A 23,536-nucleotide genomic window follows, 5' to 3' on the forward strand; every position below is an offset into this window, starting at 1 on the left:
TGTCTGGCGGGTGTGCCAACCTTCAAGCTTGCGGGTACGGCTCACCATTCTTGTGGAAGAACTTCCATTGACCATCCACCTGCTGCGCCACCAAATCCTCGTCCGGGTAGCTGGCCGCATCGCCGGGCGTGCGGTCGCCCACCTCCAGGTAGATGACTTCTTCGGCCGACTCGTTGACCAGCCGGTGGGCATTGCCCGTCCCGGCCTTGAAGCCCGCGCACATACCCGCCTGCAGCTGCGTGGGGCCCTCGTCCGTGTAGAGTGTGGGGCAGCCTGCCACCACATAGATGAATTCGTCTTGCTGCGTGTGTGCATGGCGCAGCGCCGATACCGCGCCCGGCGGCAGCACGGTCAGGTTGACGCCAAAGTTGGTGAGCCCGAACAGGTCGCCCAGCGGGCGCTTGACCCGCCCGGCCATCATCGAGCGGAAGGGCTCGGGGTAGTTGGACGGCTTGGTCCGGGGAGGGGCTTCCAGGGCGGTGATGGCGGTGGCGTTTGGCATAGTGTCTTGCCGGTGAATGTTGGCAGCAGAGGTCATGTTTAACACATGGCCTGATGTCCGGCAAACCGGTACCCGGCGACACTCAGGCCCGCCGGGACCAGAAATCCGGCTGCCCGTAGTGGCTCTTCAGGAAGTCGATCCACAGCCGCACCCGCAGCGCCAGGTGCTTGCGCTGCGGGAACACCGCGTAGATGCCGTTGGGCGGCGCGGCAAATTCGTCCAGCACGGTTTGCAGGCGGCCCGCTGCCACGTCGCTTTCCACTTCCCAGATGCTGCGCCAGGCAATGCCGTAGCCAGCCAGGCACCACTCGTGCAGCACCTGCCCGTCGGAACAGTCCAACGGGCCGCCGGGGCGCAGGTGGATCAGTTCGCCGCCCTTGCCGTCTTCACCCGGCGGCAGCTGGAAAGCCCAGCCGCGCGTCTGCGACGCGTCGGACGACAGCGTGAGGCAGTCGAACCGGGCCAGGTCGTGCGGGTGCCGGGGCTGGCCGTGCAGGCGCAGGTAGCGCGGCGTGGCCACGCACAGGCGGCGGTTGTCGGCCAGGCGGATGCTGACCAGCGACGAATCGGGCAGATCCCCCACGCGCACGGCGCAGTCATAGCCCTCGGCCGCCAGGTCTATGACGCGATCGCTCAGGTTGAGCGAGATGGTCACCTCGGGGTGCAGCTCGCGAAAGTGCGGCACCAGCGGCGCCACGTGCCGCCGTCCGAACCCGGCAGGCGCGGTGATGCGCAGGTGCCCTCGTGCGCGCACCCCCCCGGCGCTCACGCTGGCCTCGGCGTTGGCCAGTTCGGCCAGCAGACGCTGGCAGTCTTCCAGAAAGGCGCTGCCTTCGTGGGTGAGGGTGATGCGCCGCGTGGTGCGCACCAGCAGCTTCACGCCCAGGTGGGCCTCCAGCGCGTCCAGCCGCCGCCCCACGATGGCGGGCGCCACACCCTCGGCGCGGGCGGCGGCGGTCAGGCTGCCGCGCGTGGCCACGGCCACGAAGGTTTCCATCGCCTTGAGCTTGTCCATGGGGTCGGCTGTCGTGATTTAGGTGGTTGAGAGGATGTTTTTGTCCGTTAATGGGTGTTGATTATGTATAAATAAGTCATTGCTGAGTACCCCTGGCGTTGATCAATCCCGCGCGATGGTTGGCGTACAGTGTTCCTCATGCAAAGTGGGGCACAGCCCCCGCTTTCCCCGGATGTCTGTCTTTCTTGGAGGTTCTCTCATGACCGCTCGCACCCAAGTTGGCCGCCTGCAGGTGGCTACCGTTCTGCACCAGTTCGTTGAAACCCAGGTGCTGCCCGGCACCGGTATCGACAGTGCCAAGTTCTGGGCCGGTTTCGACGCCATCGTGGCCGACCTGGCCCCCAAGAACATTGCCTTGCTGGCCGAGCGTGACCGCATCCAGGTGGAACTGGACAAATGGCACACCGCCAACCCCGGCCCCATCCAGAACATGGCTGCTTACCGCCAGTTCCTGGAAACCATTGGCTACCTGGTGCCCCAGCCTGCTGGCGCCAAGGCCACCACCACCAACGTTGACGCTGAGCTGGCCACCCAGGCTGGCCCGCAGCTGGTGGTGCCCATTCTGAACGCACGCTACGCGCTCAACGCAGCCAACGCGCGTTGGGGCAGCCTGTACGACGCGCTCTATGGCACCGACGCCATTTCCGAGGCCGATGGCTGCGCCAAAGGCCCTGGCTACAACGAAAAGCGCGGCGCGAAGGTCATCGCATTCGCCCGCAACTTCCTGGACCAGGCCGCGCCCCTGGCTGGCGGCTCCCACAAGGACGCCACGGGCTACGCCGTTGTGGGCGGTGCTCTGCAGGTGAGCTTGCAGACCGGTGGCAGCACCGGCTTGAAGAACCCGGCCCAGCTGGTCGGCTACCAGGGTGACGCCGCCGCGCCCAAGTCGGTGCTGCTGGCACACAACGGCATCCACCTCGACATCATCATCAACCGCAACACTCCCATCGGCCAGACCGACCCCGCTGGCGTGGCCGACGTGGTGCTGGAATCTGCCCTTTCCACCATCCTCGACCTGGAAGACTCCGTGGCCGCCGTGGACGCCGAGGACAAGGTCCTGGGCTACCACAACTGGCTGGGCATTCTCAAGGGCACGCTGACCGAGTCCTTCGAGAAGGGCGGCAAGACGCTGACGCGCGGCCTCAACCCCGACCGCCTCTACACCGCCCCCAACGGTGGCGAGGTGCGCCTGCACGGCCGCAGCCTGATGTTCGTGCGCAACGTCGGCCACCTGATGACCAACCCGGCCATCCTCTACACCGCCGCCGACGGCTCGGTGAAAGAGATCCCCGAAGGCATCATGGACGCGGTGGTCACCACCACCATCGCTCTGCACGACCTGAAGGGCAACGGCGCCAACGGTATCCGCAACAGCCGCACCGGCAGCGTCTACATCGTCAAGCCCAAGATGCACGGTCCCAAGGAAGTGGCCTTCGCCGCCGAACTGTTCGGCCGCGTGGAGCAACTGCTGGGCCTGCCCGACAGCACCGTCAAGCTGGGCATCATGGACGAGGAGCGCCGCACCTCCGTCAACCTCCAGGCCTGCATAGCCGCCGCCGCCAGCCGTGTGGCCTTCATCAACACCGGTTTCCTGGACCGCACCGGCGACGAAATGCACACCGCCATGCTGGCCGGCCCCATGGTGCGCAAGGGCGACATGAAGACCAGCGCCTGGATTCAGAGCTACGAGCGCAACAACGTGCTGGTGGGCTTGAAGTGCGGCCTGCGCGGCCGTGCGCAGATCGGCAAGGGCATGTGGGCCATGCCCGACCTGATGGCCGCCATGCTGGAGCAGAAGATCGGCCACCCCAAGGCCGGAGCCAACACCGCCTGGGTGCCCAGCCCCACCGCCGCCACGCTGCACGCGCTGCATTACCACCAGGTGCTGGTGTCCGACATCCAGAAAGAGCTGGAGAAGATCGACGCCGACGCCGAGCGCGACAACCTGCTCACCGGCCTGCTGACCGTGCCCGTGACCGCCACCCCCAACTGGAGCGAGACCGAGAAGCAGCAGGAACTGGACAACAACATCCAGGGCATCCTGGGCTACGTGGTGCGCTGGGTGGACCAGGGCGTGGGCTGCTCCAAGGTGCCCGACATCAACGACGTGGGCCTGATGGAAGACCGCGCCACGCTGCGCATCAGCAGCCAGCACGTGGCCAACTGGCTGCACCACGGCGTGGTGACGGAGCAGCAGGTGCGTGACACCTTTGCCCGCATGGCCGCCAAGGTGGATGGTCAGAACGCGGGCGACCCGGCCTACAAGAGCCTGGTGGCCAACCCGCAAGGCGCTGCCTACCAGGCCGCGCTGGACCTCGTGTTCAAGGGCAAGGAGCAGCCCAGCGGCTATACCGAACCCCTGCTGCACGCCTGGCGTCTGAAGGTCAAGGCCGGGCAGGCCTGACCGGTACAGCACAAGCGGCAGTGGAGACAGCGGCGCCTTCGGGCGCCGTTTTTTCTGGCGGCAGTTTTCTTGCGGGGCCGCCGATGCCGGGCCATGATGACGGGGATGAAGCGCACCACCGTCCTTTTCGGCGCGTTCGACCGCCACAACTTCGGCGATCTGCTTTTCCCGCATGTGCTGGGGGCGTTGCTGCCCGGTGAAAACATCGTCTGCGCCGGGCTGGCCGAGCGCGATCTGCGCCCCTGGGGCGGCCACCGGGTGCGGGCCTGGCATGCCCTGCGCGACGAGCTGAAGGGTGCCGAAGTGCACCTGCTGCACGCGGGCGGCGAACTGCTCACCTGCAGCGCCTGGCAGGCGGCGGTGATGTTGCTGTCGCAGGAAGACGCGCCAGCCCACATCGCCTACCTGGAGCGGCACCCGCAAGAGCAGGCCGCGTGGATGCAGCACATGACCGGCAGCGGCGCACAGGCACCTTACGTGATGGGACGCAGCCGCTGGCCCGAACTGGCGAGTGTGGGCTTCCACGCCGTGGGCGGCGTGGGCCTGCCCAACTTGCCCGCCCCCATGCGGGCCGAGGTGCTGGCCAGCCTGCAGTCGGCCAACCGCGTGAGCGTGCGCGACCAGACCTCCCAAACCCACCTGCAGGCGGCAGGCTTGACAGCCGAACTCGTGCCCGACGCCGCCGTGCTTGTGGCGGAACTGTTCGGCACCACCATCGGCCAGCACGCAGCGCAGGGTGAGGTGCTGCGCCTGCGCCAAGCCACGCCCCAGGGTTACCTGGCCGTGCAGTTCAGCGCCGCGTTCGGTGACGACACCACCGTCGCCACCCTGGCCGCGCAACTGGACGAACTGGCCGCCAGCACCGGCCTGGGCACCGTGTTGTTCCGCGCTGGCGCGGCCCCCTGGCACGACGATCTGGCCCTGCTGCAGCGCGTGGCCGCACGCATGGCCTCGCCGCATGTGCGGGTCATGGAGTCCCTGCACCTGTGGGATATTGCCGCGCTCATCGCCTCCAGCCAGGGGTACTGCGGCAGCAGCCTGCACGGGCGCATCGTGGCCATGGCATACGCCTTGCCCCGCGTGGGGCTGGCGTTGGCCCATGCGGGCATAGGTGCCAAGCAGAGCGCGTTCACGCACACCTGGGAGCCCGCGGGCCAGCCAGACATGGCTTCGGTGAACGCCCTGGCGCAAACCATGCTGCGGGCCTTGGCCGTGACGCCAGAAACCAGGCGCATCGTGGCAGCCAGCCTGGCAGAGGCACACCGGCAGGGGAGTGGTTTGGTTACCCCTGGGGGTGTAGACTCTCGCCCATGTTCATGACATGGCTTGACCGTTTTCCCCTGGGCTGGCTGGTGGCCATCGCGCTGTGGCTTGCCGTGGCGCCGGTGGTGCCCGAACCCCATCTCTGGGAAAAGCTGAAGATGCTCGCTTCGGGCACCCTGGCGCGGCCCATCGACATCTTCGACCTCTTCATGCACGCCACGCCCCTGGTGTTGCTGGCGTGGCGTCTGTGGCGCGACGCCGTGCGCCGTCAGGGCTGACGGGCACTCACATCATCTTGGACAAGGTGAACATCACCGCAGAGCCAAGCGACTGACGCAAGGCATCGCGCGGAATCAGCGGCCGTTCGCCGCTTCGCGCAGGCGCGCCCGCCGCACCTATCTCCACCACGGGCATCAATGGATGTGAATCCTTCAAGCCATTCTGCAAGGCGGCCACGTCGGCAGGCGGGTGTGCCAGGTCCTGAACCAGCAGGTGCACTTCGCGTCCGCGCATGGCGTCCAGCGCCTGCGTGCCGCTGGCCACCCCGTCCACGGCCACGCCCAGCTTGCGCACGATGTCTACCGCCTCCAGGCGTGTCTCCGCGTCAGCGGAGCAGACAACCACATAGGCTCCGGTGATGGTCCGGAAGATCGATTCGGGGTGGAGTCCGGCGTCAGGCAGGCCAGCGGCTGGCGCCGCGGCCCCGGCACCCAGGGTACGTCTGAAACAGGCGGTCAGCTCCACGCCGTCCCCGGTCACGTTGCGTTCCACGTCTATGCCGCCATCGGTTGTCGCGATCTGACGCAACAGCAGCCAGTGGATGCTGTCTTCGAACACGGCGCTCTGCACGGGCTCGTGTTCGGTATAGGTCTTCATCCACAGCCGGGCCCGCGCCGGGTCACCCTCGGCGTCCAGGCGAAGGTCGATCCGGTGGCCGAAGTGCGTGCTCCATTCCAGCATCGCGCTCGTCAGGCTGAAACCCAGCGTGGGGTCGATCAGCACGTCCACCGGCTTGAACTTGCGGCGCACGGCAATGCCCTGGATCGCCAGTTCGTTGCGCCGCTCCTGCAGCACCGATTCGATCAGGTAGGCCAGGTCGATCTTCTCGTGTGATTGGCGCACACGCCCGCTCTGGAAGCGCACGATCTGCTGGGCGTTGATGCCGCAGTGCTTCAGGCGTTCGGCGGGCATGGCCAGCACCTTGTATTCGGCAGGGGTCAGCCGTCCACGCTTGACCAGCAGGTCCAGCCCACGCAGCAGCAGGCTCACTGATTCGATCGACTGGTCCGTGACGGCCACCACCAGCTCGGGCCAGTGGTCGGCCATGCGCCACTGGTCAGGCGCACTGCTGTCCGGCGGGCGGTGCCCGGCGGGGGCTTGCGGGTCGCTGGGAGACATGCGATTGGACTCCATGTGTAAGCCGTGCCGAATGGACGAGCCCCGTGGGGCAAAGCGTCCGCCATCTGGGGGGGAGTACCCATGGCGCGCCTGAGTGTACTGTGCCCCGGTGCCGTGGGCAAACCCGCGCGCAAGGGACACTGGCCGCAACACCCGTCGCGGTCGATTTGCCACAATACCACCATGAACGCCAACACCGCCCCCTACCCCCTGGCGCGTCCGCGCCGCCTGCGCCGCGACGTGTTCACCCGCAACCTGGTGCGCGAGCACCACCTCACGGTGCACGACCTGATCTACCCCGTGTTCGTGCTGGAAGGCAGCAACCGCCGCGAACCCGTGGCCTCCATGCCCGGCGTCGAACGCCTGAGCCTGGACCTGCTGCTGCCCGTGGCACAGGAGTGTGTGGACCTGGGTATCCCGGTGATGGCGCTGTTCCCCGTCATCGACCAGTCGCTCAAGACGCCCGATGGCCGCGAAGCCTTCAACCCCGACGGCCTCATTCCCCGCGTGGTGGCAGAACTCAAGGCCAAGGTGCCCAACCTCGGCGTGATGACCGACGTCGCACTGGATCCCTACACCAGCCACGGCCAGGACGGCCTGCTCGATGAGCACAACTACATCCTCAACGACCCGACGGTCGAGGTGCTGGTGAAACAGGCCCTGTGCCAGGCCGCGGCTGGCGTGGACATCGTCGCCCCCAGCGACATGATGGACGGGCGCATCGGCGCCATCCGCCAGGCCCTGGAGGCCCATGGCCACGTGCACACCCGCATCATGGCCTACAGCGCCAAGTACGCCAGCGCCTTCTACGGCCCCTTCCGCGACGCGGTAGGCAGCGCCGCCAACCTGGGCAAGGCCGACAAGAAGGTCTACCAGATGGACCCCGGTAACACCGACGAGGCCCTGCGTGAAGTGGCGCTGGACCTGGCGGAGGGCGCCGACATGGTGATGGTCAAGCCTGGCATGCCCTATCTGGACGTGGTGCGCCGTGTGAAAGACGAGTTCAAGGTGCCCACCTTCGCTTACCAGGTGAGCGGTGAATACGCCATGCTCAAGGCCGCCGCGCAGAACGGCTGGCTCGACCACGACGCGGTGATGATGGAGTCCCTGCTGGCCTTCAAGCGCGCCGGGGCTGACGGCATCCTCACCTACTTCGCGCGCGACGCGGCGCGTCTGCTGCGCCGGGGCTGACCGGCCGCACCGCCATGCGCATCTTTACCGTTCAGGGCCACCAGATCCGGCAGCGCGATGCCCTGCCGCCAGCCGTTCCCGACCAGGGTTTCGTCTGGGTGGCCCTGCACCGGTCCGAGGTGGAGGCCCGGCTGGGCGAGCTCCAGGCCGGCCTGCAGCGGCTGTGCGGTGCCACGTTGGTGGACCTGCACGTTTCCGATCTGCTCAACCCGCACCTGCCCTCGCATTTCGATTACACCGGGCAGTACGACGTTCTCGTGTTCCGCCGCCTGGCCCAAGGGGCGGGTGCCATCTCCGGCAAAGGGGAAGAGCCAGAAGTGCCACGGCGCAAGGGGGGCCCGCCGGTCCTGCGCCGACTGGACACCGTGCCCGTGGGCTTTGCCGTGTTCGACAACGTGCTGCTCAGCGTCCATCCCGAAGGGTGTCCCGTCCTGGAGAGCTACGCTTCCCGGTTGCTGACCCTGTCGGTGGGTGAGGCCGACGAGCCTGGGCGCAGCGCACCCGTGCGCATGGTGCCCTCCGGCCCGGCCGATCTGATGCTGCGCCTGGTCGGCCAGATGGTCGACGGCTTCCTGGAGTTGCGCCGCGAACTCACGCGCCAGCTCGACCACTGGCAGCAGGAACTGCTGAGTCCGCGCACCCGCTTCAGCAACTGGGGCAGCATGCTCGATGCGCGCATCGCGCTGCACCAGCTTGACGAGATCTGCGAGGACCAGCGTGTGGCCGTGCAGGACTGGATCACCGCGCTGGGCGACTGGCCCGAAGCCGAACACCCCAGTGCCCGCCGCGAGCAGGAACTGCTCAAGGTGCGCAGCCGCGACGTGCTGGAGCACATCGAGCGCGTGGTGCACCATGTGCGCCGCCTGGAGCAGAGTGCCGAGACGGCGGTGCAGATTCACTTCTCCGCGCAAAGCCACCGCACCAACGACATCATGCGCACGCTCACCGTGCTCACGGCGGTGTTCCTGCCGCTCAACCTGATCGCGGGCATCTTCGGCATGAACTTCGAGTTCATTCCCTTGCTGCACCTGCAATCGGGGTTCTGGCTGGCCATCATCGGCATGCTGGTCGTCGCCGTGGCGCTCAGCGGGTATTTCTGGCGCAAGCGCTACCTGGACAACGGCCGCTGAAGCCCTCCGTGGCAGGCGCGACAATACGCACATGAAGCATCTCCAACCGACCGAGGCCTGGGCCTGGTTGCAGTCCCATGCAGACAAGGCGCCCGAGCAGGCGCCGCTGTTCCTTGACGTGCGCATGGAAATCGAGTCCCTCTACGTGGGACGGCCGCCTGGTGTGGTGCACATTGCCTGGTACGACTATCCCGACCTCACCCCGGATCCCGAGCGCTTCGCACGCCTGGTCGAAGAGGAAGCGGGCAGCAGGACTAGGCCCATCCTGCTGATCTGCCGCAGTGGCAAGCGCACGCTGGACGCGGGCAAGGCGCTGGAAGCGGCAGGGTTCACCGACGTGTCGCACGTCGTCCACGGCTTTGAGGGCGAACTCAACGAGCATTTTCACCGCTCGACCGTCAACGGCTGGCGCTTTTCGGGCCTGCCCTGGGAGCAGATGTGATCGATTCGGCCTATGCCGCCGTCGCACCAGCGGCGGTGGCCCTTGCGTGCCGTGAGGTGCTGGGCGAGGTTTTCGGGTACGACCATTTCCGGGGTCACCAGCAGGCCATCGTCGAACATGTGAGCGCGGGCGGTGACGCCCTGGTCCTCATGCCCACGGGCGGCGGCAAGTCCCTGTGCTACCAGATTCCGGCCATCGTGCGCCACCGCGCCGGGCAGGGCGTGGCCATCGTCGTCTCGCCGCTCATTGCCCTGATGCACGACCAGGTGGGCGCCTTGCTCGAAGCAGGCGTCGAAGCCGCCTTCCTCAACTCCAGCCTTGACAGCGAGCAGGCCGCCGACGTGGAGCGCCGTCTCTTCCGGGGCGAACTCACGCTGCTCTACGCTGCGCCCGAGCGCCTGACCACACCGCGCTTCATGGCGCAACTGCAGTCGCTGCACGAGCGCGGGCGGCTCAGCCTGTTCGCCATCGACGAGGCCCACTGCGTGAGCCAGTGGGGCCACGACTTCCGGCCCGAATACCGGGGCCTGGCCACACTGCACGAGCGCTTTCCCAGCGTGCCGCGCATCGCGCTCACCGCCACGGCCGATGCCCTCACCCGTGCCGACATCGTGCACCACCTGCGCTTGGAAGAGGCGCGCCACTTCGTCAGCAGCTTCGACCGGCCCAACATCCGTTACGCCATCGTCGAGAAGAAAGACAGCCTGCAGCAGCTGCTGCGCTTCATCGAGCGCGAGCACAGCGGCTCCCAGGGGCACGATGCGGGCGTGGTGTACTGCCAGTCGCGCCGCAAGGTAGAAGACGTGGCCGCGCAGCTGGCCGAGGCCGGGCTCAACGCCTTGCCCTACCACGCCGGGCTGGACGCCACCACCCGCCAGCGCCACCAGGACCGCTTCCTGCGCGAGGAAGGTATCATCATGGTGGCTACCATCGCCTTTGGCATGGGCATCGACAAGCCCGACGTGCGCTTCGTGGCCCACCTGGACATGCCCAAGAACATCGAGGGCTACTACCAGGAGACCGGCCGCGCCGGGCGCGATGGCGAACCCGCCAACGCCTGGATGGCCTACGGGCTGCAGGACGTGGTCAACCAGCGCCGCATGATCGACGAAAGCCCGGCCGCCGACGAATTCAAGCAGGTGCTGCGCGACAAGCTCGACGCCCTGCTGGCGCTGGCCGAAGCTACCGACTGCCGCCGCGTGCGCCTGCTCAATTACTTTGGCGAAGCGTCACACAGCTGCGGTAACTGCGACAACTGCATCAGCCCGCCCCAGACCTGGGACGCCACCGAAGCCGCCCGCAAGATGCTTTCATGCATCTACCGCGTGCAGCAGGCCAGCGGCACCGCCTTTGGTGCCGGGCACCTCATCGACATCCTGCGCGGCAAGCGCACCGAAAAGGTCGAGCAGCACGGGCACGAGACCCTGAGCACCTTCGGTATCGGCGCCGACCTGGGTGAAAGCGAATGGCGCGGCCTGCTGCGCCAGCTCATAGCCCGTGGAGCCGTGTGGGTGGACGCCAACCACTTCAACACCCTGCGTCTGGGGGAGGCGGCACGCCCGCTGCTCAAGGGCGAAGGCGAAGTGCGCCTGCGCGTGGCCACAGCCGCCAAGTCCGGCGGGCGCAGCCGTGCCGACCGCCAGCGCGTGGTGGCTGCCGAAGCCAGCCTCACCCTGGCCGCGCGCGAAACGCTGGCCGCCCTCAAGGCCTGGCGCGCCGAGGTGGCGCGAGAGCACAACCTGCCCGCCTACGTCATCTTCCATGACGCCACCCTGCGTGCCATTGCCGAGCGGCAGCCCCAGCGCCCGGCCGACCTGCAGGGCATTCCCGGTCTTGGCCAGAAGAAGCAGGAAGCCTACGGGGCAGAAGTGTTGCGGGTGGTCAACAGCGCGGCAAATTCCAGCACGGCTTGATGCAAGGTGCGGGACGTCTTCGTCCGCCTGTCTCACGGGGCCCTCGTGAGTTGCGTGCTCCTCAACCAGTTCGTTCTGGAAGAGGACGAGCTCCCGGTGTGCGTCCGGCACATCCCGGCAGGCATTTCGATCCAGAGGTGATGAATGCCTTCGCGGCGCTGGCTGGCGCGCTGCACGAGCGCCTGGTGGGGTGCAACGAAGACGCCTGCCGAAACATGCTGGAGGAGCGTGTTCGCCTGCATTTCGGTTTGTTTTGATGCAGCGAATAATTGAGAGAAATAGTAAATTTATCTATCTCCCCATGCGTGCGGGCATAGAATTCCACCCATACATCCGGGGTGCACTCAACCTTCCCAACGCTCATGATCACGCAGCGGCTCTCTCCAGCGGTTTGGCTGCTTGCCTTCGCAGCAGCGGGTGCGTGGGCGGTGCGTTGCTCATACTCTGGCGCCACTTGGCCATGGAGCATCTGGACCGATGACTTCCAGCTGGCCGCTTCCTCAATTGGCCCGATTGACCCGTGATGCTCCGTCTGATTTGTCTATTGCTGGCCTTTTGGGCACCTGCCAGTGTTGTCAGGGCTGATGCCATGGCCGACTGGCGCCGCGACTTGAACGCCGCCGCGCAGTTGGTTGAGAGCGACGTTCCCGCCGCGTGGCGTCAGGTTGAGCGCTTGCGATCAGGATTGCCTGAACAGGTATCAGAGGCAGATCACATACGCTTGCTCATCCTGCGGGCCAGGGTGCTAGAGATGTTGTCTGAGGTGCAGACCGCAGCCACGCTGGCGCAGGAAGCGCTGGAACGGGCCAGGCGTACCGGTGACAAGGCCTTGCAGGCCGAGTCGCATCTCTTGATCGGGCTCATCGGGCTGGTCCAGGGCAACCTGGGGCTGGAGCGGCAATCGGTACAAGATGCTCTGACCGTGTTGGGTGATGTGCAGCGGCCTGACCTGCTGGCCGAAGCCATGTTGCGAGCGGCGCTGCACTACTGGCGCACCTTGCAGCAGGATGCTGCCGTGACCATGGCCATGCACACCATGGACATTGCCAAACGCAGTGGTGACCCCAGGGCAATGGTTTTTGCCAACAGGGCGCTGGGGGTGCTGTACCAGCAGGTCGGCCGTGACCAGGACTCGATAGCGTATTTCGAGCAGATGCGGGCATCGGCCCGCGCGGTCGGCAGCCGCTTGCAGGAAAGTTACGCCTTGGAGGGCGTAGCTGCGGGGTTGAGGGCACTCGGCAGGCTGGAAGAAGCGGAGCCCGCTTACCGGGACGTGCTGGAGATTCGCCAGAAACTGGGCTCACCTTTCAACATGGCCAGCGCCGTTTATGGATATGCCGACATGTTGCGGGGGCAACAGCGGCATTCCGAGGCGGTTCAGTACCTCGATCAGGCCCTGGCCATCTATCGACAGCACCCCAACCCGCTGGGGAGCTGGCGGACGCTGAACGCCCGCAGCACCAACATGCTTGCGCTCGGTCGGCTCGACGCGGCCCAGGCAGATGCCGACGCTGCGCTGGCCATCGGCCAACAGGCAGGCTTGGCGTTCATGAAGGCAGAGAGCACCAAAAACCTGGCGGCCATCGCGGCGGCCGAGGGAAATCACCGCAAAGCCTATGACCTGCTGGCTCAGGCCGACGAGCTCCAGAGCGAGCGGGACAGGTCGCAATCCAGCGAACGCATGCTGGAGCTGACTCAGCGCTACAGGCTGGAGAGCCAGCAGCGCGAGATCGAGGAGCTCAAGAACCAGGACGCGCAGAGCGAACTGCAAATGCGCTGGTTGTGGACGGTTTTCGCTGCCAGCGTCGTGCTGTTCGCGCTCACTGCGTACTTTCTGGTGCGTCAGCGCCGCAGCAACGCCCAGCTGGCGCTTCTCAACGCGCAGCTGCAGCAGTCACGCAACCAGTTGCAGGCCACGATCGAGGCCATCCCTGATCCCCTGTTCGTTGTCGACCGCCAGGGAACGTATCTTGACGTACACACATCCCACCCGGAGTTGCTTGCTGCACCGCCCGAGCTTTTGCTGGGCAAGAAGGCTATTGATGTGCTTCCTCCAGATGCAGCACGGACCTGCCTGGAGGCCATTGAAGAGGCCTTGAAGCATGGTGCTTCCGTGGGGCGGGAGATGGAGTTGCCCTTGCCGATTGGCAGCCGCTGGTTCGAGGTGTCGATCGCGCTCAAGAAGGGGCGGCCGCAGTCCGACCCGCGCTTTGTCGTCATGTCGCGCGACATCACCGACCGCAAGCGCGCAGAGCAGCAGCTCCACGCCAGCGAGCAGATGTTCCGCGCCATCGTCGAAAACTCCCCGGACATCATCGTGCGGCTTGACCGGGACTGCCGGCGCATCTACATCAACCCGGCCATGCAGAAGCTGGCGGGCGTCGATCCTTCCCGGTTGCTGGGCAAAACGCCCTTGGAAACGTATTTCGTCGATACCCCTGAAGCCAGGGCCACAGCCCACCTGGCGGAGGACTCGGTCCGCGAGGTGATCAAGACCGGCAAAGCCATCGAACGGGAAACGTTCTGGGGGGTTGTCAACGGCCGGCGGCTGCATTTCTACACGCTATATGCCCCCGAGTTTGATCAGGAAGGTAACGTCGTGGGTGTGGTCTCGGTGGCCCGCGACATCCGTGAACTCAAGGAAAAAGAGCTCAATCTGGAGGCGTCTCGCAACATGCTGCGGGTCCTGGCTGCACGGCGTGACAGTGCACGGGAGGAAGAGCGCAAGCGCATCGCCAGGGAAATCCACGATGAACTCGGCCAGATGCTCACCGCCTTCCGGCTCGACATCGCAACGCTCAAGTTCGAGCATGGGCGCAAAGACCCGGCTGTCGCTCAGCGCTGCCAGAAACTCATCGACATGACCGACCAGACCATACAGGTCGTGCGCAACATTGCCTCGGCGCTGCGCCCGGCCTCGCTCGACATGGGCATGTCTGCCGCCCTCGAGTGGCTGGCCAACGAATTCCAGGCGCGAACAGGCGTGCCGTGTCAACTGCGCATCAGCCCGACGCTGGGCACCTTCAACGAAGAGCAGTCCACAGCCGTGTTCCGCATCGTTCAGGAGTCTTTGACGAACGTGGCCAGATACGCCCAGGCCACCGAGGTTGGCATCGAACTGAAGCCCTCCTCGGCCGGGTGCACCATGAGCATTCGGGACAACGGCAAGGGGTTCGATCCCGACGGCGTGCGCAGCCGTTCTTTCGGCCTCATGGGCATTCGGGAGCGGGCCCTGATGCTCGGTGGAGACGCGCGCATCGACAGTGTTCCGGGGCATGGCACCACCGTCGAGGTGGACATACCCTGGCATGACAACAGCAGAAGGCGTACAGCATGATTCATGTATTGATGGCGGACGACCATGGTCTGGTGCGCGAGGGGCTCAAGCAGCTGTTCGGGCTGACGTCGGACATCCGGGTGGAAGCGGAGGCGACAAACGGGGCGCAGGTGCTGGAGGCGCTGCGTCAGCAGAGGTACGACCTGGTGTTGCTGGACATGACGATGCCCGGGATATCGGGGCCGGACCTGATCGCGCGGATTCGGGCGCAGGAGAGCGCGCCGCCGGTGCTGGTGCTGTCGATGCACAACGAGCCGCAGATAGCCAGGCGTGCGCTGTCGGCCGGAGCGAGCGGCTACCTGACGAAGGACAACAATCCCGAGGTGCTGCTGTCGGCGGTGAGGAAGGTGGCGGCCGGCGGGCGTTACCTGGACCCGACGCTGGCAGAGGCGATGGCGTTCGAGAACACGTTGACGGCAAGGGCGAAGCCGCCGCACGAGGCGTTGTCGGACCGGGAGCTGCAGGTGTTCAACCTGCTGGCCAAGGGGATGGGCGTCAACGAGATCGCGCAGGAGCTGTCGATCAGCAACAAGACCGTGTCCACGCACAAGGCCCGCCTGATGGAGAAGCTGGGGCTGGTCACTACCGCCGACATTGTCCGTTATGCGATGTCCTATCGATTGCTGGAGTAGGAATATTCCTACCCATACATCCTGCTGTCCTACCTAAAAATCATCCCGGACTGATGGTGCCAAAAGCCGCGTATTGAGATTCTTGGGCTATTCGAATCAAGTCTGAGGATAGCCGTGAGAATCTCGCCGCCCTTTTCGCCATGGCTCGGTGGCAAGTCCAAGCTTGCTGCCCGTGTCGTCACCCATTTCCCGAAGCACCATACCTACGTCGAGCCCTTCGGCAGCAGTGCTGCCGTGCTCATGGCCAAGCAGCCTTCCGAGGTCGAGGTCTACAACGACATGGACCTCGGTCTCACCAACCTTTTTCGCGTGCTGCGCGACACCGAGCTGTTCAAACGGCTCGAAGAAAGCTGTCACAACACCGCGTATTCCCGTGCCGAGTTCGAGCTGGCCCTGCAGCCTTGCGAAGACCCCGTCGAGGCGGCCCGCCGCTTCATCGTGCGGCAACGCCAGTCACACGAAGGGCAGGGGCGCCGCTGGAGCTACAGCGTCGATGACGCCGAGAGCGGCGTCTCGTCAGCCGTCAGCCGCTGGCTCACCGGTCTGGACCGCCTGCCTGCCATTCACCACCGCATGCGGCGGGTGCAGATCGAGTCCGACGACTGGCGCAGCGTCGTGAAACGCTACGACACACACCGTACATTGTTCTACCTGGACCCGGCCCACATGGCCCGCCTGCCCGCAGGCGATGGGCGCAGCGCAGGCTTCACCGAAGACGATCACCACCGCCTGGTCGACACGGTGCTGGGTCTGCAGGGCATGGTCGTGCTGTCCGGGCACCGCTGCCCAGCCTATGAGCGGCTGGAGCAGGCGGGCTGGCTGCGCGTCGACTATGCCCTGCCGGGTGGTTATGCCATGTACCGCCGCGAAAGGCCCCAGGAATGCCTCTGGCTGTCACCGGCCGCCAGGCCGCAGGCAGAGGTTTCGTCCATCGAACGCATGCGCCAGGGCGCCTACATCACCCACCGGCAGCGCACGCTGGTCACCGAAACCCAGGTCATCGACTCCATCTACCGGTTGCGTGCCGCGGGCAAGCGGGTCACGTTCACGGCGGTCGGCAAGGAAATCGGCATGAGCCGCGAGCACCTGTGCCGCCGCTACCGCCATCTGTTCGAAACCGCCTGAGGCTGAGCAGATGATTCATCATCTCTTGCTCGCGGACGACCACGGTCTGGTGCGCGAGGGGCTCAAGCAGCTGTTCGGGCTGACGTCGGACATCCGGGTGGAGGCCGAGGCCACAAACGGTGCGCAGGTGCTGGAGGCCCTGCGCCAGCACGATTACGACCTGGTGCTGCTGGACATGACGATGCCCGGGATATCGGGACCGGACCTGATCGCGCGGATTCGGGCGCAGGAGAGCGCGCCGCCGGTGCTGGTGCTGTCGATGCACAACGAGCCGCAGATAGCCAGGCGTGCGCTGTCGGCCGGAGCGAGCGGCTATCTGACGAAGGACAACAATCCCGAGGTGCTGCTGTCGGCGGTGAGGAAGGTGGCGGCCGGCGGGCGCTACCTGGACCCCGCACTGGCAGAGGCGATGGCGTTCGAGAACATGCAGGCGCCGAAGGCGAGGCCGCCGCACGAGACGCTGTCGGACCGGGAGCTGCAGGTGTTCAACCTGCTGGCCAAGGGGATGGGCGTCAACGAGATCGCGCAGGAGCTGTCGATCAGCAACAAGACCGTGTCCACGCACAAGGCCCGCCTGATGGAGAAGCTGGGGCTGACCAGCACGGCCGACATCGTCCGCTACGCCATCCTGCACGCCATGCTGGACTGACCCCGTGGGCGCCTCCGAGGTCGATGCCATGTCCCGGGTGCGTACGCTGGAAGCCGAGTTGCTTCAGGCGCGTGCCAGTCTGGCGGCTGCCGTCAAGGATGCCGAGCACAGGGTGCGGCGCTCGCACGATTTGTTGCGCGCGCTTGTGCTGCGCCAGCAAAGCGAGCGCGAGAACGAGCGCCGCACGCTGGCACACGGCATCCACGAGGACCTGGCCCAGAACCTCACCGTGTTGCGCATGGGCCTGGCCCTGCTCGGCCAGCAGCCGGACGCGGACTCGCATGCCCGGCAGCTCGAGGGGATGCGCCAGATCGTCGACCGCAGCCTCGAGCGTTTGCGTGAAATGGTGGCGATGATCCGTCCTGCCGCACTGGACATGGGCGTTGGAGTGGCGTTGCGGTGGCTGGTGGACGATTTCCAGAAAGGTGTGCAACTGCCCATCGACCTGTACCTGCCCGAACAGGAGCTGAGTCTGGACGAACCGGTCACCACCTGCCTGTTTCGCTCCACCCAGGAGGCGCTGTTGAACGCGGTCATGCACGCGCATGCCACGCGTGTGGTTGTCCGCCTGACGGTTCAGGCAGGTATGTGTGAACTGGTCGTGGCAGACAACGGCCACGGGTTCGATCTTGACGCGTTGCGCCCCGAAGGCGCCTTCGGGCTCATACACATCAATGAGCAGGCCCGCCACCTTGGCGGACAGGTGCGCATTTCCACCTGTCCCGGGCAGGGAACGAAGCTGCGTCTGCAGGTGCCGGCCACGCTTTGCATGCAGTCACAGTCCGGGGCGGACGGCCTCGTCCGCGCCTGATGGCGGGGTAGGAATATTCCTAGACGTTTGCGTTTTTTCCCTACGGATAAATCAGCGGCGGCTGATTTATCAATGGGCAAGTAACTGCGAAGCTCACAGCATCAGAAAGTGCCGCAGGAGCAAACGCATGGACTTCCGGTCCGCAGAGAGCAACAACGCAAAACCGAAGCAGGGCGGGACCGTGCGCACCAAGCTTCGCATGGGCATCTTCTGGCCATTCGCCGTGCTGGGGCCGCTGTGGGCCCTGGCCTGTGTGTTCGCCGGAGGGGCGGAGGCTGCCACCCTGGTGGTGGCCGGTGTGCTCCTGTTCGGTACGCTGGTCACCGGCTACCTGCAAGCTACCCGGCGCAAGCGTTCGTCGCGCTATTCCGGCGAGGACAACGATCAGCTTGACCAGCTGTGCCAGGAGGTGCTGCCCGTGTGGTCCGGTCAGATCGAGTTGGCGCGCGGCATCACCGAATCCTCCATCAACGATCTGGCGCACCGTTTTGCCGAGATATCCCGAAGGCTCGACGCGGCGGTGGACGCTTCCAACCGAACCGGCGGCTCAGCCCTGGTCGAGCTCCTCAACGACGCCCGGCACCAGCTAGACGCGATCGTCGACTCGTTGCGCCAGGCGGTCACCACGAAAGACGTCCTGCTGCGCGAGATCAATTCACTGTCGGGCTACACCGCGTCCCTGCAGCGCATGGCCAAGGACGTGGGCGACATCGCTCGCCAGACCAACCTGCTGTCCATCAACGCGGCGATCGAGGCTGCACGTGCCGGTGATGTCGGCCGCGGGTTCGCCGTGGTGGCCGCTGAAGTGCGCAAGTTGTCCAACCTCTCTGCCGAGACCGGCAAGAAGATCGGCGACACCATCAATGCCGTCAGCGGGGCCATAGAGCACACGCTCAACGTATCGCGCTCCTTCGCCGAGAAGGACGACGTGCTGGTCACGCAGTCCAGCGAGGTCATCGGCAACGTGGTGGAGCGCTTCCAGCAGGCCGCCACCGATCTGGCCGACACGGCCGAACACCTGCGCCAGGAAAACCACTCCATCGCGGGCGACGTCTCCAGCGTGCTCGTGGCGCTCCAGTTCCAGGACCGTGTCAGCCAGATCCTTCAGCACGTTGGCGGCGACGCGGGCAGGCTGCTTGAGCAGCTGGCGCACAACGAGGACGCCAAGGCGGGCGGTCAACCCGTGTCCCCGTTCGACGTGGCCGCCTGGAAAGACGACATGGCGCGCGCCTACACCATGCCCGAACAGTACGCGGTGCATCAGGGGGATGCCCCGTCCGCAGGCAGGCCTGCCGCTGCTCCCGCCCCCGCCGAAATCACCTTCTTCTGAAACCCGGAGACACCATGTCAAAAACCATTCTCATCGTCGACGATTCGGCATCGCTGCGCCAGGTCGTCAACATTGCTCTCACCGGGGCGGGCTACAGCGTCATCGAGGCGTCCGACGGCAAGGACGCTCTGACCAAGCTGGATGGCCGCAAGGTCCACCTGATCATCAGCGACGTGAACATGCCCAACATGGACGGCATTTCCTTCGTGAAAGCAGCCAAGCAGATGGCGCTGTACAAGTTCACGCCGGTGATCATGCTCACCACCGAGGCGGGCGAAACCAAGATGAACGAAGGCCGGGCGGCGGGCGTCAAGGCCTGGGTCGTCAAACCCTTCCAGCCTGCGCAGATGCTTGCCGCCGTGTCCAAGCTGATCCTCCCCTGAGGTGCAAGCCATGGACAACACCATCCAGGAACGCGCGGGCATCGGTTCGGCCGCGCTGGCCATCGAAGGCGACTTCACCATCCTTCGCGCGGTCGAACTCAAGCAGCAGATCGAACAGGCCGTTGCCCAGGCCAGCCAGCCTGGTGCCGACATCGACCTGAGCGGCGTGACCGAGATCGATTCGGCAGGCCTGCAACTCATGGTCATGGCCAAGCGCGAGGCCGTGCGCCAAGGCAAGCAGCTGCGTTTCGTGCGGCACAGCGAGGCCGTGGTGGACCTCATCGAGCTGTGCGACCTGGCCGGTCAGCTCGGCGACCCCTTGCTCATCGGCCCCAAGAACTGAGGAAATCATGCCATGAACCTCGACGACGCCCTCAAGACCTTTGTCATCGAAAGCCGGGAACTCCTGCAGACCATGGAGGACTCCCTGTTGCAACTGGAGCAGTCGCCCGGTGACGTCGACCTCATCAACGCCATCTTCCGTGCCGCCCACACCATCAAGGGGTCGGCTGGCCTGTTCGGCCTGGACGGTCTGGTGGCATTCACGCACCACGCCGAGAACGTGCTCGACAGGGTGCGTGCAGGGGGACTTCTCATCACCGAGGAGCTTTCTGCCCTGCTGTTGCAGGTGTGTGATCACCTGGGCGTCTTGATCGACCATGTCGACCATGGCAGTGCAGCCGACGAAGCCACACTGAACCGCAGCAGTGTTCTGGTGGCACAGCTGCGCACCTTCGAAGAGGAAAGTGGTGCGCTGGCTGACGCGGAGCAAGCCGCACCCGAGGGGCGCAGCGTGGCGGCGGAACAAGGGGCGTTCGTACGCACTGGCGGGCCTGGGGCCGAGACCGACAACTGGCACCTTTCGCTGCGTTTCGGGCGGGATGTGCTGCGCAACGGCATGGACCCGCTCTCCTTCATCCGGTACCTCAACACCTTCGGCAAGATCGTCGCCATCGTCACCTTGACCGACGACATTCCCGGCGCTGACGACATGGACCCCGAGTCCTGCTACCTCGGCTTCGAGATCAGCTACCGCACGGATGCCGACAAGGCCAAGATTGAAGGCGCCTTCGAGTTCGTGCGCGAGGACGCCCGCGTCAGCATCCTGCCGCCGCACAGCAAGGTCGTCGAGTATTTCGACCTGATCCAGAGCCTGCCCGAAGAAGAGATGCTGCTGGGCGAAATCCTGGTTCGTTGCGGCACGCTCACGCGTGTGGAACTGGACGCTGCGCTCAAGGCCCAGGCCAACGCGCAAGTGGCGGCGCAGGAAAGCGGCGAGACCGTGCCCACCATCGGACAGGTGCTGGTGGCGCAGCACGTGGTGCAGCCTGCCGTGGTCAGCGCCGCCTTGCAAAAGCAACAGCAGGTCAAGCAGAACCGGGGCGGCGAGGCTGGTCTCATTCGTGTCAACGCCGACAAGCTCGATGAGCACATCAACCTCATCGGTGAACTCATCATCGCCGCCGCTGGTATCAACCTGTCCGCGCTGAAGAGCGGTCTGCCCGAACTGCAGGAGGCCGCCGAACTGATGAACCGGCTGGTCGAGGACGTGCGCGACTCCGCCCTGCAGCTGCGCATGGTGCAGATCGGCGCCACCTTTGGCAAGTTCCAGCGCGTGGTGCGCGACGTCTCCAAGGAGCTGGGCAAGGACATCCGCCTGGAAATCAGCGGTGCCGAGACTGAGCTGGACAAGACCGTGATCGAGAAGATCGGCGACCCCCTCACGCACCTGGTGCGCAACTCCATGGACCACGGCATCGAACCGGCCGAGGTGCGCCGTTCGCGCGGCAAGCCCGCTCATGGAACGCTCAAGCTCAACGCCTACCACGACTCCGGCAGCATCGCCATTGAGGTGTCGGACGACGGCGGCGGCCTCAACAAGCAGAAGATCCTGGCCAAGGCCATCGAGCGCGGCATCGTCAAGCCCGACCAGGTGCTGACGGACAACGAGATTCACAACCTCATCTTCGAGCCGGGTTTCTCCACTGCCGACCAGATCAACAACCTATCTGGGCGTGGTGTGGGCATGGACGTGGTCCGCCGCAACATCACCGACCTGCGCGGCAGCATCGAAATCCTCAGCACCGAGGGCATGGGCTCTACCATGCGCATCCGCCTGCCGCTCACGCTGGCCATCATCGACGGTTTCCTGGTCGGTGTGGGGGACTCGTCCTTCGTCATCCCGCTGGAGCTGGTGGTCGAGTGCGTGGAGCTGTCGCCGCAAGAGGTGCGTGCCGCACATGGCCGCCAGCAGATCAACCTGCGCGGCGAGGTGCTGCCCTTCATCCGGCTCAAGGAACTCTTCAACATCAACGAACTTCCGTCCACAGCGCCTGCCGCCGGGGCGGACACAAGCTTCGGCACGGGCGCCACCCCCTCTGGCACCCAGCCCTCGGCGGGCCCCCTCCCTGCCGAGGGTGCCGAAGGCCTTCGGGCCAACCGGCGCGAGAACATCGTGGTGGTTCAGTACGCGGGCCAGCGCGCAGGCCTCGTGGTGGACACCCTGCAAGGCGAATACCAGACCGTCATCCGCCCGCTGGGTGCCGTGTTCAACGGTTTGCAGGGCGTCAGCGGTTTCACCATTTTGGGCAGCGGGCGCGTGGCGCTCATTCTCGACGTGCCAGGCCTGGTGCGGCGCGTGGCGGGGCAGGAATCGCGCCGGGCGGCGGCACACCATGCCACCCGCGCCCTGGCGCTGCCAGGCTGACGCGCTCTGCTATTCCCCAGTCATTCCCCACATTCGGCCACTCGCTTTTTCCATAAGGAAATCATCATGTTCAAGAACATGCGCATCGCATCCAAGCTGGCATTGGGCTTCGGCCTGGTGCTGGTGTTGCTGGCCCTGGTGGCCTATGTCGGTATTACCCGGCTTGCAGCCGTACAGGCCAGTTTTGAAACAGTCAGCAGAGAGAACATGGTCAAGATCGCTGCGGCCAATGACATGCGCGACCAAGTCAATGATATCGCCCGCGCGGTTCGGAACATGATGCTGAGCGATGACCTTGCCTACACCAAGCAGCAGGGTGACCGGATCTTGAAGGGTCGAGAAACATACAACCAGACGCGCGACAAGCTTCAGGCCATGCTGGTGACCGAGGCCGCCAAGAAGATCATGGCGGACATCAACGAGGGGCAAGCCAAAACCTGGCCGTTGATCGACAGGGTCATGGAGCTTGCCAGCGCCAACAAGAATGCCGAAGCGGCTGAGGTTCTGCTGAAGGAGGTCGCACCGCTGCAGGGCAAGTGGCTGGAGGACCTGGATGCCATGGTGACCCAGCAAGAAAAGCAGACCGATGAACTGGTCGCGGAATCCAAGCATGCGTATGACGCAGCCTTCAGCCTTATTCTGGGGTTGGCTGCTGGCGCCATTCTGGCGGGGCTGGCGCTTGCATGGTTCATCACCCGTGGCATTACACGGCCGCTCGCCGAATCGGTAGCGGTAGCAAGTGCCATTGCTGCGGGCGATCTGAGCAGCAAGATCGAAGTGGACTCGAAAGACGAAACCGGCCAGCTCAAGGCAGCCATGCATCGCATGCAAGGCACGCTGCAGGGCCTGATCGACGAGATGAACCGCATGAGTGCGGAGCATGATCGCGGGGACATTGATGTGGTGATTGACGCGGGCAAATTCCAAGGCGCCTTCAAGGCCATGGGAGAAGGCGTCAACAACATGGTCAACGGCCACATTGCCGTCAAGAGAAAGGCCATGGCGTGCATCAAGGAGTTTGGTGAAGGCAACCTGGACGCGCCGCTGGAAGCGTTCCCCGGCAAGAAGAAGTTCATCAACGACAACATCGAGCAGCTGCGCGTCAACCTGCGCCGCATCGTCACCGAAATCCAGGACCTCACCGCCGCCGCCAACAAGGGCGACTTCAGCGTCAAGCTCGACCTGGCAGGCAAGAAAGGCTTCCCCCGCGCCCTGTCCGAACTGCTCAACCAGCTGAGCGACACAGTGGACACCGCCTTCAAGGACACCATCACCGTGGCCGAGGCGCTGGAACAAGGCAACCT

The 23,536-nt window shown here is 65.4% G+C and carries 20 protein-coding genes; 17 read left to right on the plus strand and 3 right to left on the minus strand.

Features of this window, described 5'->3' with window-relative positions:
* Positions 1-22 precede the first annotated feature (22 nt).
* Together ACYVHH_RS16650 and ACYVHH_RS16655 are read right to left on the minus strand one after the other, a co-directional pair.
* Positions 23-502: a cupin domain-containing protein gene (locus ACYVHH_RS16650; RefSeq protein ID WP_460566297.1), complete on the minus strand. Its 480-nt coding sequence runs from the start codon at positions 500-502 to the stop codon at positions 23-25.
* An 82-nt stretch (positions 503-584) separates the two neighbouring features.
* Positions 585-1,517 (minus strand): LysR family transcriptional regulator, encoded by a 933-nt coding sequence (locus tag ACYVHH_RS16655; protein ID WP_460566298.1) that lies wholly within the window; start codon positions 1,515-1,517, stop codon positions 585-587.
* A gap of 199 nt (positions 1,518-1,716) precedes the next feature.
* Here ACYVHH_RS16655 and ACYVHH_RS16660 point away from each other — a divergent pair, with 199 nt between their 5' ends.
* From ACYVHH_RS16660 to ACYVHH_RS16670, 3 genes are all read left to right on the plus strand, one after another.
* Positions 1,717-3,921, plus strand: a complete 2,205-nt coding sequence (locus ACYVHH_RS16660) for a malate synthase G (RefSeq protein WP_460566299.1) — start codon at positions 1,717-1,719, stop codon at positions 3,919-3,921.
* Positions 3,922-4,026: 105 nt separating this feature from the next.
* A complete protein-coding gene (locus tag ACYVHH_RS16665) occupies positions 4,027-5,241 on the plus strand; it encodes a polysaccharide pyruvyl transferase family protein (protein ID WP_460566300.1) in 1,215 nt (404 codons plus the stop codon).
* Positions 5,238-5,462 (plus strand): hypothetical protein, encoded by a 225-nt coding sequence (locus tag ACYVHH_RS16670; protein WP_460566301.1) that lies wholly within the window; start codon positions 5,238-5,240, stop codon positions 5,460-5,462. Before ACYVHH_RS16665 ends, ACYVHH_RS16670 begins: the two co-directional genes overlap by 4 nt.
* A 7-nt stretch (positions 5,463-5,469) precedes the next feature.
* Here the strand turns inward: ACYVHH_RS16670 and ACYVHH_RS16675 are convergent, their stop codons facing one another.
* Positions 5,470-6,582 (minus strand): hypothetical protein, encoded by a 1,113-nt coding sequence (locus tag ACYVHH_RS16675; protein ID WP_460566302.1) that lies wholly within the window; start codon positions 6,580-6,582, stop codon positions 5,470-5,472.
* A gap of 183 nt (positions 6,583-6,765) precedes the next feature.
* Between ACYVHH_RS16675 and hemB the strand changes: the two genes are divergently transcribed.
* From hemB to ACYVHH_RS16745, 14 genes are all read left to right on the plus strand, one after another.
* Entirely contained in the window at positions 6,766-7,773 is a 1,008-nt protein-coding gene (gene hemB / locus ACYVHH_RS16680) for a porphobilinogen synthase (protein WP_460566303.1), read from the plus strand.
* Positions 7,774-7,787: 14 nt separating this feature from the next.
* The gene (locus ACYVHH_RS16685; RefSeq protein WP_460566304.1) at positions 7,788-8,903 is read left to right on the plus strand and encodes a magnesium transporter CorA family protein; all 1,116 of its coding nucleotides are present in this window, start codon (positions 7,788-7,790) and stop codon (positions 8,901-8,903) included.
* Between the two features lie 31 nt (positions 8,904-8,934).
* Entirely contained in the window at positions 8,935-9,345 is a 411-nt protein-coding gene (locus tag ACYVHH_RS16690) for a rhodanese-like domain-containing protein (protein WP_460566305.1), read from the plus strand.
* On the plus strand, positions 9,345-11,258 hold the full coding sequence (recQ, locus tag ACYVHH_RS16695) for a DNA helicase RecQ (RefSeq protein WP_460566315.1): 1,914 nt from the start codon (positions 9,345-9,347) through the stop codon (positions 11,256-11,258). The genes ACYVHH_RS16690 and recQ overlap by 1 nt, the downstream gene beginning before the upstream one ends.
* Positions 11,259-11,847: 589 nt before the next feature.
* Positions 11,848-14,595, plus strand: a complete 2,748-nt coding sequence (locus ACYVHH_RS16700; protein ID WP_460566306.1) for a PAS domain-containing protein — start codon at positions 11,848-11,850, stop codon at positions 14,593-14,595.
* Positions 14,592-15,227 (plus strand): response regulator, encoded by a 636-nt coding sequence (locus tag ACYVHH_RS16705; RefSeq protein WP_460566307.1) that lies wholly within the window; start codon positions 14,592-14,594, stop codon positions 15,225-15,227. The genes ACYVHH_RS16700 and ACYVHH_RS16705 overlap by 4 nt, the downstream gene beginning before the upstream one ends.
* Before the next feature lie 114 nt (positions 15,228-15,341).
* Positions 15,342-16,352: a DNA adenine methylase gene (locus ACYVHH_RS16710; protein ID WP_460566308.1), complete on the plus strand. Its 1,011-nt coding sequence runs from the start codon at positions 15,342-15,344 to the stop codon at positions 16,350-16,352.
* Positions 16,353-16,365: 13 nt separating this feature from the next.
* Positions 16,366-17,001 carry a response regulator gene (locus tag ACYVHH_RS16715; RefSeq protein ID WP_460566316.1) on the plus strand — a complete coding sequence of 212 codons (636 nt, stop codon included), beginning with the start codon at positions 16,366-16,368 and terminating at the stop codon, positions 16,999-17,001.
* Positions 17,002-17,005: 4 nt separating this feature from the next.
* Positions 17,006-17,812 (plus strand): sensor histidine kinase, encoded by an 807-nt coding sequence (locus ACYVHH_RS16720; protein ID WP_460566309.1) that lies wholly within the window; start codon positions 17,006-17,008, stop codon positions 17,810-17,812.
* A 127-nt stretch (positions 17,813-17,939) separates the two neighbouring features.
* Positions 17,940-19,142, plus strand: a complete 1,203-nt coding sequence (locus ACYVHH_RS16725) for a methyl-accepting chemotaxis protein (protein WP_460566310.1) — start codon at positions 17,940-17,942, stop codon at positions 19,140-19,142.
* 14 nt (positions 19,143-19,156) lie between these two features.
* The gene (locus tag ACYVHH_RS16730) at positions 19,157-19,525 is read left to right on the plus strand and encodes a response regulator (protein WP_460566311.1); all 369 of its coding nucleotides are present in this window, start codon (positions 19,157-19,159) and stop codon (positions 19,523-19,525) included.
* Between the two features lie 10 nt (positions 19,526-19,535).
* On the plus strand, positions 19,536-19,868 hold the full coding sequence (locus ACYVHH_RS16735) for an STAS domain-containing protein (protein WP_460566312.1): 333 nt from the start codon (positions 19,536-19,538) through the stop codon (positions 19,866-19,868).
* 12 nt (positions 19,869-19,880) lie between these two features.
* A complete protein-coding gene (locus ACYVHH_RS16740; protein ID WP_460566313.1) occupies positions 19,881-22,232 on the plus strand; it encodes a chemotaxis protein CheA in 2,352 nt (783 codons plus the stop codon).
* A gap of 66 nt (positions 22,233-22,298) precedes the next feature.
* Positions 22,299-23,536: MCP four helix bundle domain-containing protein (locus tag ACYVHH_RS16745; protein ID WP_460566314.1), on the plus strand; the 1,238-nt coding region annotated here is incomplete at its 3' end.

It is taken from the genome of Hydrogenophaga aquatica, assembly GCF_054780915.1.

Coding starts and splice junctions, on each gene's coding strand:
- ACYVHH_RS16675 (WP_460566302.1), bottom strand. CDS start 6,582: ATGTCTCCCAGCGACCCGCAAGCCCCCGCCGGGCACCGCCCGCCGGAC.
- hemB (WP_460566303.1), top strand. CDS start 6,766: ATGAACGCCAACACCGCCCCCTACCCCCTGGCGCGTCCGCGCCGCCTG.
- ACYVHH_RS16740 (WP_460566313.1), top strand. CDS start 19,881: ATGAACCTCGACGACGCCCTCAAGACCTTTGTCATCGAAAGCCGGGAA.
- ACYVHH_RS16670 (WP_460566301.1), top strand. CDS start 5,238: ATGACATGGCTTGACCGTTTTCCCCTGGGCTGGCTGGTGGCCATCGCG.
- ACYVHH_RS16725 (WP_460566310.1), top strand. CDS start 17,940: ATGGACTTCCGGTCCGCAGAGAGCAACAACGCAAAACCGAAGCAGGGC.
- ACYVHH_RS16685 (WP_460566304.1), top strand. CDS start 7,788: ATGCGCATCTTTACCGTTCAGGGCCACCAGATCCGGCAGCGCGATGCC.
- ACYVHH_RS16660 (WP_460566299.1), top strand. CDS start 1,717: ATGACCGCTCGCACCCAAGTTGGCCGCCTGCAGGTGGCTACCGTTCTG.
- ACYVHH_RS16700 (WP_460566306.1), top strand. CDS start 11,848: ATGGCCGACTGGCGCCGCGACTTGAACGCCGCCGCGCAGTTGGTTGAG.
- ACYVHH_RS16655 (WP_460566298.1), bottom strand. CDS start 1,517: ATGGACAAGCTCAAGGCGATGGAAACCTTCGTGGCCGTGGCCACGCGC.
- ACYVHH_RS16665 (WP_460566300.1), top strand. CDS start 4,027: ATGAAGCGCACCACCGTCCTTTTCGGCGCGTTCGACCGCCACAACTTC.
- ACYVHH_RS16735 (WP_460566312.1), top strand. CDS start 19,536: ATGGACAACACCATCCAGGAACGCGCGGGCATCGGTTCGGCCGCGCTG.
- ACYVHH_RS16730 (WP_460566311.1), top strand. CDS start 19,157: ATGTCAAAAACCATTCTCATCGTCGACGATTCGGCATCGCTGCGCCAG.
- ACYVHH_RS16705 (WP_460566307.1), top strand. CDS start 14,592: ATGATTCATGTATTGATGGCGGACGACCATGGTCTGGTGCGCGAGGGG.
- ACYVHH_RS16650 (WP_460566297.1), bottom strand. CDS start 502: ATGCCAAACGCCACCGCCATCACCGCCCTGGAAGCCCCTCCCCGGACC.
- ACYVHH_RS16690 (WP_460566305.1), top strand. CDS start 8,935: ATGAAGCATCTCCAACCGACCGAGGCCTGGGCCTGGTTGCAGTCCCAT.